Here is a 14,111-nt window from a genome sequence, read left to right on the forward strand (position 1 = left end):
TGCCTGTCTCGAAGATCGTCCCGTCCCATGTCCGCGGCGTCCGGTGATTCCGTGCCGCCCGGGCTCCGGCCCGTCCGTCCGTCTGTCGCAAGGGAATGGACGACGCAAACCTCTGCGCTTCAGTCCTTCCGTGATTTCTACCTTGGAGGCACAGTCATGGGCTCGTATGCCCTTCGCAGATCCGGTGTCCGCCGGAAGATCCGCGGTCTGCTGTTGGCGCTGATCGTCGGCGTCTTAGTTGCGGTCGGCGCGCTGGTCGCCCCACCGAAAGCACACGCCGCCGAGAGCACGCTCGGTGCCGCGGCGGCGCAGAGCGGCCGCTACTTCGGCACCGCCATCGCCTCGGGCAGGCTGGGCGACTCGGCGTACACGTCGATCGCGGGCCGTGAGTTCAACATGGTGACGCCCGAGAACGAGATGAAGATCGACGCCACCGAACCGCAGCGGGGCCAGTTCAACTTCACCGCCGGTGACCGCGTCTACAACTGGGCGGTGCAGAACGGCAAGCAGGTCCGCGGTCACACCCTGGCCTGGCACTCCCAGCAGCCCGGCTGGATGCAGAGCCTCAGCGGCAGCACCCTGCGCCAGGCGATGATCGACCACATCAACGGCGTGATGGGCCACTACAAGGGCAAGATCGCCCAGTGGGACGTCGTGAACGAGGCCTTCGCCGACGGCAGTTCGGGCGCCCGGCGCGACTCCAACCTGCAGCGCACCGGCAACGACTGGATCGAGGTCGCCTTCCGCACCGCGCGCGCCGCCGACCCGGCCGCCAAGCTCTGCTACAACGACTACAACGTCGAGAACTGGACCTGGGCCAAAACCCAGGCCATGTACGCCATGGTCAAAGACTTCAAGCAGCGCGGCGTGCCGATCGACTGCGTCGGCTTCCAGTCGCACTTCAACAGCGACAGCCCCTACAACAGCAACTTCCGCACCACCCTGCAGAACTTCGCCGCCCTCGGCGTCGACGTGGCCATCACCGAACTAGACATCCAGGGCGCCCCGGCCTCGACCTACGCCAACGTGACCAACGACTGCCTGGCCGTCTCGCGCTGCCTCGGCATCACCGTCTGGGGTGTACGCGACACCGACTCCTGGCGCTCGCAGGACACGCCGCTGCTGTTCAACGGCGACGGCAGCAAGAAGCCCGCGTACACCTCCGTCCTCAACGCACTCAACGGCGGCTCCACCACGCCCCCTTCGGATTCCGGACAGATCAAGGGCGTCGGGTCGGGCCGCTGCCTGGACGTGCCCAGCAGCAGCACCACCGACGGCACCCAACTCCAACTGTGGGACTGCAACAACGGCACCAACCAGCAGTGGACGTACACCGCCGCCGGTGAGCTCAGGGTCTACGGCAACAAGTGCCTGGACGCCGGCGGCACCAGCAACGGCACCAAAGTCCAGATCTACAGCTGCTGGGGCGCCGACAACCAGAAATGGCGCCTCAACTCCGACGGATCCATCGTCGGCGTCCAGTCCGGCCTCTGCCTCGACGCCGTCGCAGGCGGAACGGCCAACGGCACCCTGATCCAGCTCTACTCCTGCTCGAACGGCAGCAACCAACGCTGGACCCGCACCTGATGGGACCTGCCACAAACGAAAGCGCGAATCGATGACGGCCTACGGTGCGGCTTCCCCCGCCCCTCCAGGAAGACATCGTTGATGGTCCCGGGTCGCCGCCCTAGAAGACTCATGAAGATCTTGCTGAGGGGTTGTCCGGCCGCAGGCCGGGCGGCCCCTCCGGCTATGTATTGACCGGGGTGAGGTGCCAGGTTCCGTTGGTTCGGGTGAGTCCGAGGTTGATCAGTCGGCGGAGGTTGAGGGCGGCTGCTCGGGTGTGGAGCCAGGCGTCGTTCTTGATGGTGCCGCGGTAGCGGAGTTTGCGGTTGTTGTGGTGGACGAGCCAGGCGACGGCGCGTTCGACTGGTGGTCTCCAGCGCCGGTAGTCAGCCTGCCAGTCGGGATCGGTGGCGGTCTGGTGGCGAGCGGCGGCGAGCAGGTCGTGGTGCGGACGGATGGTCAGGATCCGCCCGGCCTTGGCCTTGGTGCACCGCTCACGAAGGGGGCATCCGGCGCACACGTCCTTGAACGAGGCTTTGCGCTGGTGGTGCTGCCCGGCGGGAGCGGATAAAGGGACGGTGTGTCCGGCGGGGCAGGTCACGGTGGCGGCGCCGGTGTCGATGATGAAGTCGTCGAGGGTGAAGCCGCCAGGGACGGCGGGCCGCAGTGGTGCGGGTTTGAGGAACAGCCGGTGACCGGCAGTTTCGAGGCTGTGGCGGGCGTCGCCGGTGGAGTAGGCGGTGTCACCGAAGGCGTCAACGGGCTCGTCCTCGTCGGTGAGCAGGTCGATTCCGACCATCGCCTCGTGGTGCTCGGGACCGGCTCCGGGCCGCAGGGCGACGGCGGTGTATAACCCGGTCTCGGGCTCCATGGCGAGGTGGGCCTTGAAGCCATCCTGTTGGTGGGTGCGGGTCTTGTGCACGTGCCGGGCTTCGGGGTCGACAGTGGAGACCATCCGGTTTGGTGCGGTGCCCTGGGTGATGCGCCAGCGCCCGTCGCGGCCGTCGGAGTCCTCGGCGGGCTCCACGTCCTGACCTGCGACCAGGGCCAGGATGCCGACCGCGTTCGCGGCCTTCTCGTCGAGCTGCTGCTCGGGCAGATGGCCCAGCAGCCGCAGTGCGTCACCGACCAGGGCGTCGACCAGGTCGGCACGGGCCTGCTCGTCGTTCCAGGCGATCCTCGGCTTGCCCGGGTCGTTGTAGTCGTGCGCGGTGCACTGCACGGCTGCCACCTCGCCGGCCCCGGGGACTTCCCGGATCACCGCCCGGATGGCGGCGATGATCTGGGTGACGGTGTCCTGGGTGGCCACCGCGTCGTCCAGCACAGTGGAATCCAGCGCCCGGCGGTGCTTGCCCTTGAGGACACCGGTGGCCTTCACGACCTCACGCACAGCCTCGAATACCCGGTTCGGCCGGGCGGAACGGGCCAGCCGGCGGCGGAAGTAGGCCAGCAACGACGGATCGAACGCCATGTCATGAAGGCCCAGTCCACAGGCGGCCTTCCACCGCAGGTCGCACCGCAGCTCCTGGACCGTCTCGAAGTCCGAAAGCCCGTGCAGGGCCTGTAGCGTGATCGAAGCGGCCAGGATCTGCGGCGGCATGCTCGGCCGCCCGTTCGCCGACGGGTACATGTCCGCAAACATCTCCGCTTCGAACAGCGCGCTGCGATGCTCGGCCAGGAACGCGAACACACTCCCTGCCGGGATCAAATCCCGGCAGGTCTCCCATACATCCGGCCCGATCGTCTCCCCGGCCCATTCCCCCATCACCACAACAAACAGTCTGGCCCCGCCGCTCACGCGGCGGGGCCAGAACCCAAGATCTTCATGAGTCTTCTAGGGCGTGTATCGAAAGTGGATCTTGAGGTGAGATGATCTTGCTTCGTGGCACGTGGAGATCTGACGGATGCACAGTGGGCCCGCCTGGAGCCGTTCTTGCCCAAGGGTAAGAAGCCGGGGCGTCCACCGATATGGACCAGGCGGCAGCTGATCGACGGCATACGGTTCCGTACCCGCACCGGCATGCCGTGGCGGGACGTGCCGGAGCGGTACGGGCCCTGGGCCAGGTCATACGACCTGTTCCGCCGCTGGCAGCGGGACGGCACCTGGCAGCGGATCTTCGCGGAACTGCAGGCCGAGGCAGACGCCAGGGAGCTCATCACCTGGGACCTCAACATCGACTCCACCGTCAGCCGGGCCCACCAGCATGCCGCCGGGGCGCGGAAAAGGGGGACCTGCAAAAGGAGCCGCCCGGCGGGATCGCCGTCGAGCCGGACGACCACGGCCTCGGCCGCTCGCGCGGCGGCCTGACCACCAAGCTGCACCTGGCCGTTGAGCAGGGCCAGAAGCCGATGTCCATCGTGATTACGGCCGGACAGCGCGGCGACTCCCCGCAGTTCGAGCCGGTCCTGAACAAGGTCCGCGTGGCCCGCCGGGGCGTCGGACGGCCGCGAACCCGGCCCGACCGGGTCCGCGCCGACAAGGCGTACGCCTCCCGCAAGAACCGCGCTTACCTGCGACGACGCGGAATCCGCTGCACGATCCCGGACAAGGCCGACCAGGCGGCCCACCGTAAGAAGCGAGGCTCTCGCGGCGGCCGACCGCCCAAGTTCGACGCCGAGGACTACAAGGCCCGGCACGCGGTCGAGTGCGGGATCAATCGCCTCAAGAGGCACCGCGCCGTGGCGACGCGCTACGACAAACTCGCGGTCCGCTACGAGGCAACCGTCCTCGTTGCTGCCATCAACGAGTGGCTATGACCAGCACATTCGATACACGCCCTAGTGGCGGCGACCTTCGCGTTCGGCATGCTCGCGCGATGAATCCGGCGCCCGCCGAGGCAACAGCGATGGACACCAATGCTTGATACGTCCTGATCAATCGCAACAGCGGTGCGGCAAGCCGCTGGACGCTTCCGGCGCGTCCACCGCCGACGGCGCGCGGGAGATCCCGGCGCGTTCGACGCCCGTACCGCCGCCGCGTCACAGTCGAGGCCGGCCGACTGACTCTGGACTGGCATGTCATTGACGAAGAGGACGGGCATCCGACCTCCGGCAGCATGTCCTTCGTCATCGGCGCAGGTGCCTCCGACTCCGCGCCGGCAGCGGGGGGCGACGAGGCCGCGGCAGCAGCCCCCGCGCCTTCCGATGCCGTGCGCAAGGCGTGGGTCGCCGTCCGCTGGGTGGACTATCTGGCGTGCGCCGGTACGGCGGTGATGTCGGCGTTGCCCGTAGCGGTGGAGTGTCCGCACAGGAAGGCGTGATTCATGCCCGCCGCCCACTGGTCCTGGGCACCCGTGCGGGAAGGGGCTGCTCCGTCCAGATGGTCTTGCCGGTGCCGGTGTACCGCGTCCCCCAGCGCTCGGTGAGCTGGGCGACCAGCATGAGGCCACGTCCGCCCTCGTCGAAGATGCGGGCGCGGCGCAGGTGCGGTGAGGTGCTGCTGCCGTCGGAGACCTCGCAGATCAGCGACCGTTCCTTGATCAGCCGGAGCTGAATCGGCGCGCCTCCGTAGCGGATGGCGTTGGTCACCAGTTCGCTGACCACGAGTTCGGTGACGTAGGCAAGCTCATCCAGCTCCCAGGCGTGGAGCTGGGCGATCGCCTGAGAGCGGGCACTCGCGACGGCGGCCGGATCGCCGGGAAGGTCCCAGACGGCGACGTGCCTGCTGTCCAGGGCACGTGTACGGGCGATGAGCAGCGCGGCGTCGTCGGTGGGCCGCTCGTCGAGCATCGCTTTGAGCACCTTGTCGCAGGTGGTCTCCAACGACGAAGCGACGGCGTCGACGAGGGCACCGCGCAGAGCATGCAGGCCGGCGTCGACATCACGATGGCGTGCCTCGATCAGGCCGTCGGTGTACAGCGCGAGGAGACTGCCTTCGGGAAGTTCGTGGTGGACGCACTCGAACGGCATCCCGCCCACGCCGAGCGGCGGGCCGGTGGGCAGTTCGAGGAAGTCCATTCGGCCGTCAGGGCATACCAGTGCGGGCCAGAGGTGGCCCGCACTGGCGAGCGAGCACTTGCGGGAGGTGGGGTCGTAGACGGCGTAGAGGCAGGTGGCTCCGAGTTCTCCGAAGCTCGCCTCTGTTCCGGGGCCGGGCCCGGAGCTGAGGCGGACGACAAGGTCGTCCAGGTGGGCGAGAAGCTCGTCCGGGGCCAGATCGACATCGGCGAGGGTGCGTACGGCGGTGCGAAGGCGCCCCATGGCGGCCGAGGCGGCGATGCCGTGCCCGACCACATCGCCGACGACGAGGGCGACGCGGGCGCCGGAAAGCGGGATCACGTCGAACCAGTCACCGCCGACGCCGATCTCCGAGTCCGCGGGCAGGTAACGGCTGGCTACGTCGACGGCTTCCTGCTCGAGAATCCCCTGCGGCAGAAGGCTGTGTTGCAGAGCCAGTGCCGTCGTGTGCTCGCGCGTGTAACGGCGGGCGTTGTCGATGCAGACCGCGGCACGCGCCGCCAGTTCCTCGGCGATCTTCACGTCGTCGTGTCCGTATGGCGGGGCGGAGGCGTCCAGACGGGTGAAGAGGACGACGCCGAGGTTGGTGCCGCGGGCGCGCAACGGCACCGCGATCAGCGAGCGCGCGCGGTGCCGGCTCACCCAGGCGGCCCGGTCAGGGTCGTGGGCCAGCCAGCGGGTGATCTCGGGATCCCCAATCTGGTGCACGGTGCCGTGACCGGTGGCCAGGCAGCGGGCCACCGGCGAGAACTCCGGGTAGCGGGCCAGCTCACCGACTGCGACGGCAGGCTTCACACCGGAGCGGATGGCTGCGCGCCGAAGCACCAGAGGCCCGTCGACGGCAATCAGCGGGGGCTCGTCGCCACGCAGCACGGCGTCAAGGAGATCGACGGAGACGAAGTCCGCGAGGGCGGGCACGGCTACGTCGGCCAGTTCCTCGGCGGTGCGGCTCACGTCCAGGCTGCTGCCGATAGTCCTGCTGGCCTCGTTGAGCAGCGCCAGGCGCTCGCGGGCCGCGTACTGGTCGGAGAAGTCCAGGGCGGCCAACTGCACGCCCTGTACCAGCCCGTGGGAGTCCGTGAGCGGGCTGAAGTGGATGATCCAGGCGTGCGCTTGCGGCTCCCCCGGAACTTGGACGTAGTTCTCGATGTACTCGGGCTCACCGGTCTCCAGCACGCGATCGACGGCTCGCTCGGGAGCCTGGAAGGCCGGATCGGGCATGTGCTCCGTGATCCGGAGCCCCCGAAGCTCGCGCTCCGAGGCGGCGAGCTGCCTGGTCATGGGCTCGTTGACCCGCAGGAATCGGCCCTCGGTGTCGTAGATCGCCAGAGAGAACGGCGACTGGTCGAACGACCAGCGGATGAGTGGGTCCACGTTGCGCTCCGCCTCCTCCCGCACCGGGACGCCCTCCAGCAACCAACAGGCCCGCCCACCACCCGCGGGCAGCGGACGCGCCCGCAACCGGCACTGCACCCTGTTGCCGTCCCGGTGGAGGAGTGCCACCTGCCCGGTCCAGCCCTCCTGCCGATCGAACCGCTCACGAGCAGCCACGGGGAGGGCCGATGCGAGTAGCTCTGCCGCGGGCCGGCCGACGGCTTCGGCGGCCGAGTGCCCGAGCAATTGCTCCGCACCGGTGCTCCAACAGGTCAGCGCACCGTCCGGAGCGGCCACTGCCATAGCCCCAGCGGCGGAAAAAGAGTCACCAGGGCAACACGCCGGTGGGTCCATGGTCGATCATCTCGCCTTCGGGTCCGCTGCTGATTCAAGGATGGCTCGGTCCTGGCGACAGTTCCCGTCAAGTGATCGCACACGCTGGACGGCGCTGCCGCACAGTCGCCCCAAGGGGTCTCAGGGCCTGGGTGACAGAGGCACTTCTCGTACCGGTCAGCAGGACCTCGACGCTGTTGCCGGCCCGCTGGGCGACCTCGGGCGGGTCCGCCCGGCGCACAGCCACGTGGACATGGCCGAGCGGGGCGTACCGTCCTCGTCGATCTCTCCGCGGGCGAAGCGCTCGGAGCGGAGCTGCTCGGGCGTCGGCCCAGGCTCCGGGGTACCGGTCTTCGGTGTATCGAGCGGTTCGGGCCGTCCGCGCTGAAGGTGCGGCAATCGAGGTCGTCGTGGACCGGCGGGCCGGCCTTCTTGACCCTGCCGCGTCTCTTCCCGAAGACGCTCCACCAACGGTTGTCCCGGCAGATCCGCCACGCGGTCCGGCCCGCCATCACGGTCCCCGAGCTGCGGGCCTCATCCGCAAGGAAGCGGTAGCCGAACTCCGGGTCCTCCCGGTGGGCGTCATACAACGCGTTGGCACGATGGGCTTCTTCGAGCACGGCTTCGGTGACCGGGTGGTCGAGCCAGCGGTAGTAGGGCTGTCGGGCGAGCTTCAGGACCCGGCACGTGACCGTGACGGGAACCCCGTCGGCGGCCAGCTCCTTCACGAGCGGGTAGATCCTTTTCCCGGCAGATGCGCCTGGGAGAGGTAGGCCGCGGCCCGCCGCAGGACCTCGTTCTCCTGCTCCAGCAGCGGGATCCGCCGCCGTGCTTCCCGCAGTTCCGCGTTCTCCTGGCTGGTCGTTCCGGGTTTGATCCCGTCGTCGATGTCGGCGCGGCGCATCCACTTCGACAGCGTCATCACATGGACACCGAAGTCGGCGGCCACCTGGTCGAGTGTCACGCCCGGGCCGCGGTTCCGCGCGACCCGCACGACGTCGTCGCGGAACTCTTCCGGATAAGGCTTGGGCACAGCGACATCCTTCCCACCCGCCCCACAGGGCAAGCCAGTTCAGACGACACCCGATCGTGCACCAGACCCGTGCGGATAACCGGGAGGTCGACGGGCACGACTCAAGAGGTCGGGTAGCCCGAGGCGTCCCAGCCCCGGGCTACCCGACCGACTCAAGATCAGCGATCAGGCCCGCCACCTGGGCGGATGATTTATCGGCACCCGCAATGCTCCAGGATCCGGGGACGCGTCGCCTGGCCCTTGTCCGTGAGCTTGTGAGGCACCCGAGCTCGTGGCGTGGCTTCCATACGTCACACGATACCGCAGAGTGGGCTTGACAGCCCAGTCTCGGGCGCTGTTAACTCTGCGAAGTGGGCTGCCAAACCCACAAGAATGCTCGGCCCGACCTGGGCTCGGCGCCTAATCGCACAGCTATCGGAGGTCGATCCGTTATGTCGCGGCTGAACGCGCCCCCTCTCGACGACGCAGACGTGTCACCAGTGATCAACCGGCCTCGCCAGGGCAGAACGCTCCGGCTGGCGTTCTCATCTGCGATCGTCTCCCTGGTGGCCTCGTTTGCCGCGTCGGCCGCACCGATCCCCCTGCTCAACACCTACCGGGCCGAGGACGGGTTCACCAACGCCGACACCTCGCTGGCCTTCGTCACCTACTCCGTCGGCATTATCGCCGCACTGTTGGTGCTGGGACGGCTGTCCAATCATCTGGGCCGACGGCGCACCGCGATCGCCAGCCTCGGCCTACTCCTGCTGGGCTGTCTGGTGCTGCTGAGCGTGCACGACATCAGCACTCTGCTGGCCGCTCGGCTCCTGATGGGCGTCGGTACGGGGTTGGCCAGCAGCAGCCTCACCTCCTACATCGTCGACGCCGCGCCCACCAGGCCGGCATGGTTGGCCTCCGTCGCGTCCAGTCAGGGACCCATGCTCGGCCTCACCCTCGGCGCCATCGCCGCCGGCGCCCTGGTCCAGTTCGCCCCCTGGCCACGCGAGCTCATCTACCTGGTTTGCGCCGGTCTCCTCGTACTGTCTGCCGCACTCATCGTCATCAGCCCGGAAACCGCGAAGCCGACGCCGGGCGCTTGGCGATCACTGATACCCCGGGTACGCGTACCGGCTCGGGTCAGGCGTCTGCTCCCTGTCGCGGCCACGGTGTTCGTGACCGCCTATGCGACCGGGGCTTTCTACCAGTCCTTCATGCCCGCGCTGGTCGAAGATCAACTCCACACCCACAGCCCGCTCATCCTCGGACTGGTGTTCGCCGCCTACATGGCCCCCAGCGTTCTCGGCGCTCCCATCGGCGGCCGGTTCACACCAGCGGCTGCCCAACGCATCGGCATGATCATCTTCCTGATCGGATGGATCGGCATCATTACAGCCATCGTCATCGGCACACTGGTGCTGTTCATCGCCGCAACCATCGTCGCCGGCGCCAGTCAAGGCATCGCCGTCAGCGCCGTCACCCGCGGCCTGCTGCACGGCAGCGCTCTGGCCGACCGGGCGCCGATCTTCAGCGCGATCTACCTCCTCTGCTACAGCGGCGCCGCCTTCATCAGCCTCATCTTCGGCCAGCTCTCGAACGCCTTCTCGATACCGCAGATCGCGCTCGGATATGGCGCTCTTGCTGTTATCGCCACCCTGTTCACTGTCCTCGCCGCACGCAACCCGCATACGGACCCGACCAGCCAACGGTGAGTAATCACATGACGAACCTCGCCTCAGAGCATTGCCGATGTGCCGTGTCATAGGGACTGTAAAACTAACGGCTCTGACCCGTATTCGGTGGTAGCAAACGATGAGGCCCGACCGTTCCGCAGGACCTACGACGGAGCCCTACTCAAAGCCGCATGACCCTCGCAAGATCAATGCGCTGCTGCACTAGACCAGCTAGCCTCGATCGTTCATGAGTCCCCGTCAGCTTGCCGACGGGGACGTTGTGTCTGTGTGGTGGGGTCTTTTCGGGGCTGGGGCAGACTGAGGGCCCGGCTTTCGCGTCGGGTGGGCGCCGGGTTCCACTTCGCCGGTGAGGTGGTGCGGGTTGTCGGGACGTTCGAAGTTGCTGGTCAGCCGGGGTTCGGCAGGGTGTGGAGCTTGTCGATCGCGTGGGTGATGACGTCGGTCCAGGGCCATCGGGCGGCGAAGCGGAGCCAGTGGCGGCGTCCGGTGTTCACGAGCTGCGCGGAGGCGGAGAACAGGCGAAAGCGGAGCTTCTTGGGTTCCCAGCGGCGGATGTCGCCGCTCAGGGCGAGCATCGGCATCCAGGCGAGGAGGTCGAGTGCGAGGGAGACGATCTCCAGCCAGATCCGGTTCTGTGCGGTCTCGTGCACAGGCAGGTTGCGCAGGCCGGTGTCGCGGGCGTTTCGGATGCGGTCCTCGCAGCGGGCCCGCCTGCGGTGACGCAGTTCGAGGTCGGCGAGCTGGCCGCCTTTGGTGTTCGTCGCGAAGCAGGTCAGCCGCAGCCCGTCGAGGTCGGTGAAGCGCAACTGGACGCCGGGGTGCGGGCGTTCCTTTCGGACGCTCAGCCGCATTCCCCTCGGCCAGGAGGAGAGTTCGGGCATGTCGGTGATCTCCGCGACCCAGGCGCCGGGCCGCTCGGTGCCGCAGGGCGGCTTCAAGTTCCGTGGTTGTGCTGGTTGTTGCTGTGAGGGGTGGGTAGCGGTGCAGGCACGGGCTTCGTGATCATTAGGGTGTCTACGCCTCGTGATCATGAGAAGGTCCCGTGCCTGCTGTTGCATCCTCCCCGATCCCTGCCGTACTTGTGAAGCTGGGTCCGCTGGAACCCGGCCAGGTCGCTGATCTGCGCCCCTACTTCGACTCCATCCCCGACCCGCGCTCGCGGCGGGGCCGGTGGTACTCGCTGACGGCGATCTTGATGGTGTGTGCCTGTGCGGTCGTCTCGGGCGCCAGGAGCATCGACGAGCTCGCCGAATGGGGCGCCCGGGCCTCGGGTGGGCTGCTGGCCGCCCTCGGTGTACGCCGCCATCCACTGCGGTGGCGGCGTACACCGTCGCCGGCGACGATCGGGCGGGTGCTGATCGCCGTCGACGGCGATGCCCTGGACGCCGCGGTGGGCGCCTACCTCACCGACCGGCACCGCACCGTCGTGTCCACCGCGCACCGGCGGGCCATCGCGGTGGACGGCAAGACGCTCAAGGGCTCAGCGCGTTTGGACGTGACCCGCCGTCACCTGCTGTCGGCGGTCAGCCACACCACCGTCGTGACACTCGCGCAGGCCGAGGTCGGCGCGAAGACCAACGAAACCACGCACTTTAAGCCGCTGCTGGCACCGCTGGACCTGGCCGGCACTCTCGTCACCTTCGATGCGCTGCACTCGGTCAAGGCGAAAATCACCTGGCTGGTCGAGACGAAGAAGGCCCACTACATCGCCGTGATCAAGACCAACCAGCCCACCGCCCACAGCCAGCTCGCCACGCTGCCGTGGCGTGACATCGCCGTCCAGCACACCCACTCCGAGGTCGGGCACGGCCGGCGCGAGTCCCGTTCGATCAAGACCTGCGGCATCGCGGACGAACTCGGTGGCATCGCCTTTCCGCACGCGAAGCTCGCCATCCGCGTCCACCGCCGGCGCCGGCCGACCGGCAGCCGCGAGAGTCGCGAGAGCGTCTACGCCGTGACCAGCCTCGAAGCCCACCAGACCAGCCCCGCGGACCTCGCCGCCGCGATTCGCGGGCACTGGGGAGTGGAAAACTCCAGCCACCACATCAGAGACGTCACCTTCGCCGAGGACGCCTCCACCGTCCACACCGGGGCCGCACCCCGAGCCATGGCCACCTTCCGCAACCTGGCCATCGGCGTGCTGAAGACCCTCGGCGCCGAGAACATCGCCAAAACCACCCGGGCGATCCGCGACGAACCACGACGGGCACTCCCGATCCTGGGCATCATCAACAACCAGGACACCCACGGAACTTGATCAAGCCCTGTCGGTGCCGCCCGCGTCGTAGGCCGGCGTCCACGCCTTCTTCGGGATTTTCAGCACGGCCTGGTGGATGGCGTCGGTGATGGTCATTCCGACGGAATACGACAGCCACCGGCCGCGTCTGGAGAGCCAGTCGAGGAAGGTGTGGGTGCCGCCGGCGGAGTCGGTGCGGATCAGTGTCTGTCGTCCCCGCCGCAGGTGTTTGGGTAGTTGGGCCAGGGCGAGTTGGGCGGCCTCGATGTGGTCGGCAGCAGTGTTGGAGCCCGCGTTGGCGGGCCGCAGCAGGGCGGTCACCGGTTCCCCGGACCCGGCCTGGCCGTGGTCGACGAACGCGACGAGCGGATGGTGGCCGAAGGTCTTCTTCCAGGTCGCGGTGGCGTCCTGCTTCTCGGAGTGAGCAAGGACCAGTACGCCGTCGATGTCCACGATCGCCTGGCCGCCGGCGGCCGGACTGCACGTACCGGCCAGCTCCCAGACCCGCCCGCGCGCTTGGGAACGTGCGGCCCGGATCGCCGCGAGAGCCTTCGGCCGGAGGCGGCGAGTGCGTCGAGGAGACGGGAGACTGTTGGGTCGGAAGCCACCGGGCCGAACACATCCGGCTCGGCCCGCAGCATGCCGACGTCGGCCAGGCAGTCCCCGCCGAGTGCGACGGCCAGGGCCGCATCCAGCAGGATCTTGCCCGGATCGTGCACCGCCCGCGGCTTGCGCCACGGCGTCGGCGCCGCCGATACCTCGGTGTCCAGCCCGGACTTGCGGACCGTCTCGACCAGCAGCACCGACCCGGCCTGCGTGACCACCCCACGGCCGCCGCCCTCGACACGGACACGCGGGTACGACCCGCTACGCCCCTTCACCTGGAGAGTGCTTCTTTCCTTGCAGCTGACAGGACCCTCGACAAGTCCCATCGTTGCAGGTCAGCAGCACTCTCCGCTTATTTGATCAAGACCCGGACAGTGTCACTGGCGAAAGCCCGAGGCTAGGGACCGGCGGACTCACGCCATGATCCCCACCGGATCGGCGAAGAGCCGGTAATCCACACGGGATCAACAGCCTGACAACCGACGACGGTCGTCAGGCCCGCAACGCTGCCACGCGAGTTCGTTAGCTTCTACCGACGCCACGGCCTTAAAGATCTCGTCACGAGACGTTCATGCTCTGGAATAAGAGGCCCGGGCTTCGTATCAGCTTCACACGACGTCGTCTGACGTTGTGTACGCGCGAAGATGCTCGACCGCGGCATACAGCGCGTCACGCAATGGCGCTACGTCGCGGGCGATCTGCGCGAGCAGGCTGCCTCCCTGGTAGGCGGCGATCAGCATGTGTGCGAGTCGCGCCGGATCCGCCGACGCGTCGAGTCGTCCGTCATATTGCATCCGCTCGAGTCCCGCTCGGAAGATGTCCCGCCATTCGGCGAAGACGCGGGTGAGGTCGTCGCGGACATCCAGATCGGTCTTGACGATCTCGCTCGCGAGGGATCCGAGGCTGCAGCCGTTCTCGAACGGGCGACCGGAGACGACGAAAAAGTCCGCCCACTCCTGGTACGCCTCGATCGTGTCGAAGCCGGCGAACCGTTCGCTTCGGTGGAAGCCGAGCACGCTCTCGGCCTGCCAGTCGATGACGGCGCGCACCAGGCTCTCCTTGTTCGGGAAGTAGTGGCTCAGCTGCGAGCCGCTGACCCCCGCTGCGCTTCGCACCAGCTCGTTGTTCGTCGCGTGGACCCCCCGCGTGTAGATCAACTCCGCGGCGTGCTTGAGGATGCGACCTTGCGTGGCCAGCCCCTTGCCCGTGCGCCCGCGAAGGTCACGCGATCCATCGTTCATCTGCATGTCACCACTTTATCCCACAGATTGGGCTCAGCGGCCCAACACGAACACGGATTGGGCTTGACAACCCATTCCGTGTCACGTTCACTACG

Annotated in this window: 9 protein-coding genes and 3 pseudogenes; 6 read left to right on the forward strand and 6 right to left on the reverse strand. The window is 67.9% G+C overall.

All coding sequences use genetic code 11. The features are described 5' to 3' along the window. Positions 1-156: 156 nt before the first annotated feature. Positions 157-1,587, forward strand: coding sequence for an endo-1,4-beta-xylanase (locus tag OG456_RS38490; protein WP_266569755.1), 1,431 nt, complete (start codon positions 157-159; stop codon positions 1,585-1,587). 163 nt (positions 1,588-1,750) lie between these two features. On the opposite strand, the gene OG456_RS38495 is transcribed toward OG456_RS38490, so the two are convergent. Then, entirely contained in the window at positions 1,751-3,331 is a 1,581-nt protein-coding gene (locus OG456_RS38495; RefSeq protein WP_266557237.1) for an IS1182 family transposase, read from the reverse strand. Between the two features lie 117 nt (positions 3,332-3,448). Between OG456_RS38495 and OG456_RS38500 the strand changes: the two genes are divergently transcribed. From OG456_RS38500 to OG456_RS38510, 3 genes and pseudogenes are all read left to right on the forward strand, one after another. Then, positions 3,449-4,323, forward strand: a protein-coding gene (locus OG456_RS38500; protein ID WP_266569756.1) for an IS5 family transposase whose coding sequence is annotated in 2 segments (ribosomal slippage) — positions 3,449-3,839 and positions 3,839-4,323 — 876 coding nt in all. Because the reading frame shifts where the segments join, the coding sequence is not laid out codon by codon here. Between the two features lie 116 nt (positions 4,324-4,439). Then, positions 4,440-4,622, forward strand: a pseudogene (locus tag OG456_RS38505) (hypothetical protein); the annotation flags it as partial. Next, positions 4,623-4,826: a hypothetical protein gene (locus tag OG456_RS38510; protein ID WP_266569757.1), complete on the forward strand. Its 204-nt coding sequence runs from the start codon at positions 4,623-4,625 to the stop codon at positions 4,824-4,826. Between the two features lies 1 nt (position 4,827). On the opposite strand, the gene OG456_RS38515 is transcribed toward OG456_RS38510, so the two are convergent. Together OG456_RS38515 and OG456_RS38520 are read right to left on the reverse strand one after the other, a co-directional pair. Then, positions 4,828-7,251, reverse strand: a complete 2,424-nt coding sequence (locus tag OG456_RS38515) for a SpoIIE family protein phosphatase (protein WP_323136429.1) — start codon at positions 7,249-7,251, stop codon at positions 4,828-4,830. A 703-nt stretch (positions 7,252-7,954) separates the two neighbouring features. Further along, positions 7,955-8,263, reverse strand: a complete 309-nt coding sequence (locus OG456_RS38520; RefSeq protein ID WP_266569759.1) for a transposase — start codon at positions 8,261-8,263, stop codon at positions 7,955-7,957. A 431-nt stretch (positions 8,264-8,694) separates the two neighbouring features. On the opposite strand from OG456_RS38520, the gene OG456_RS38525 reads away from it, so the two are divergent. Then, positions 8,695-9,951: an MFS transporter gene (locus OG456_RS38525; RefSeq protein ID WP_266569760.1), complete on the forward strand. Its 1,257-nt coding sequence runs from the start codon at positions 8,695-8,697 to the stop codon at positions 9,949-9,951. A gap of 368 nt (positions 9,952-10,319) precedes the next feature. Here OG456_RS38525 and OG456_RS38530 read toward each other — a convergent pair. Continuing rightward, positions 10,320-10,847: pseudogene (locus OG456_RS38530) on the reverse strand (transposase); the annotation flags it as partial. A gap of 128 nt (positions 10,848-10,975) precedes the next feature. Here OG456_RS38530 and OG456_RS38535 point away from each other — a divergent pair. Next, positions 10,976-12,190 carry an ISAs1 family transposase gene (locus OG456_RS38535; RefSeq protein ID WP_266569761.1) on the forward strand — a complete coding sequence of 405 codons (1,215 nt, stop codon included), beginning with the start codon at positions 10,976-10,978 and terminating at the stop codon, positions 12,188-12,190. A gap of 24 nt (positions 12,191-12,214) precedes the next feature. On the opposite strand, the pseudogene OG456_RS38540 reads toward OG456_RS38535, so the two are convergent. Next, positions 12,215-13,050 (reverse strand): annotated as a pseudogene (locus OG456_RS38540) (IS1380 family transposase); the annotation flags it as partial. A gap of 333 nt (positions 13,051-13,383) precedes the next feature. Further along, positions 13,384-14,022 carry a TetR/AcrR family transcriptional regulator gene (locus tag OG456_RS38545; RefSeq protein WP_266569762.1) on the reverse strand — a complete coding sequence of 213 codons (639 nt, stop codon included), beginning with the start codon at positions 14,020-14,022 and terminating at the stop codon, positions 13,384-13,386. Between the last annotated feature and the right edge of the window lie 89 nt (positions 14,023-14,111).

Source organism: Streptomyces sp. NBC_01446 (assembly GCF_026340095.1).
GTDB lineage: Bacteria > Actinomycetota > Actinomycetes > Streptomycetales > Streptomycetaceae > Streptomyces > Streptomyces aureus.

Coding starts and splice junctions, on each gene's coding strand:
- OG456_RS38510 (WP_266569757.1), top strand. CDS start 4,623: ATGTCCTTCGTCATCGGCGCAGGTGCCTCCGACTCCGCGCCGGCAGCG.
- OG456_RS38525 (WP_266569760.1), top strand. CDS start 8,695: ATGTCGCGGCTGAACGCGCCCCCTCTCGACGACGCAGACGTGTCACCA.
- OG456_RS38490 (WP_266569755.1), top strand. CDS start 157: ATGGGCTCGTATGCCCTTCGCAGATCCGGTGTCCGCCGGAAGATCCGC.
- OG456_RS38515 (WP_323136429.1), bottom strand. CDS start 7,251: ATGGACCCACCGGCGTGTTGCCCTGGTGACTCTTTTTCCGCCGCTGGG.
- OG456_RS38545 (WP_266569762.1), bottom strand. CDS start 14,022: ATGCAGATGAACGATGGATCGCGTGACCTTCGCGGGCGCACGGGCAAG.
- OG456_RS38495 (WP_266557237.1), bottom strand. CDS start 3,331: ATGGGGGAATGGGCCGGGGAGACGATCGGGCCGGATGTATGGGAGACC.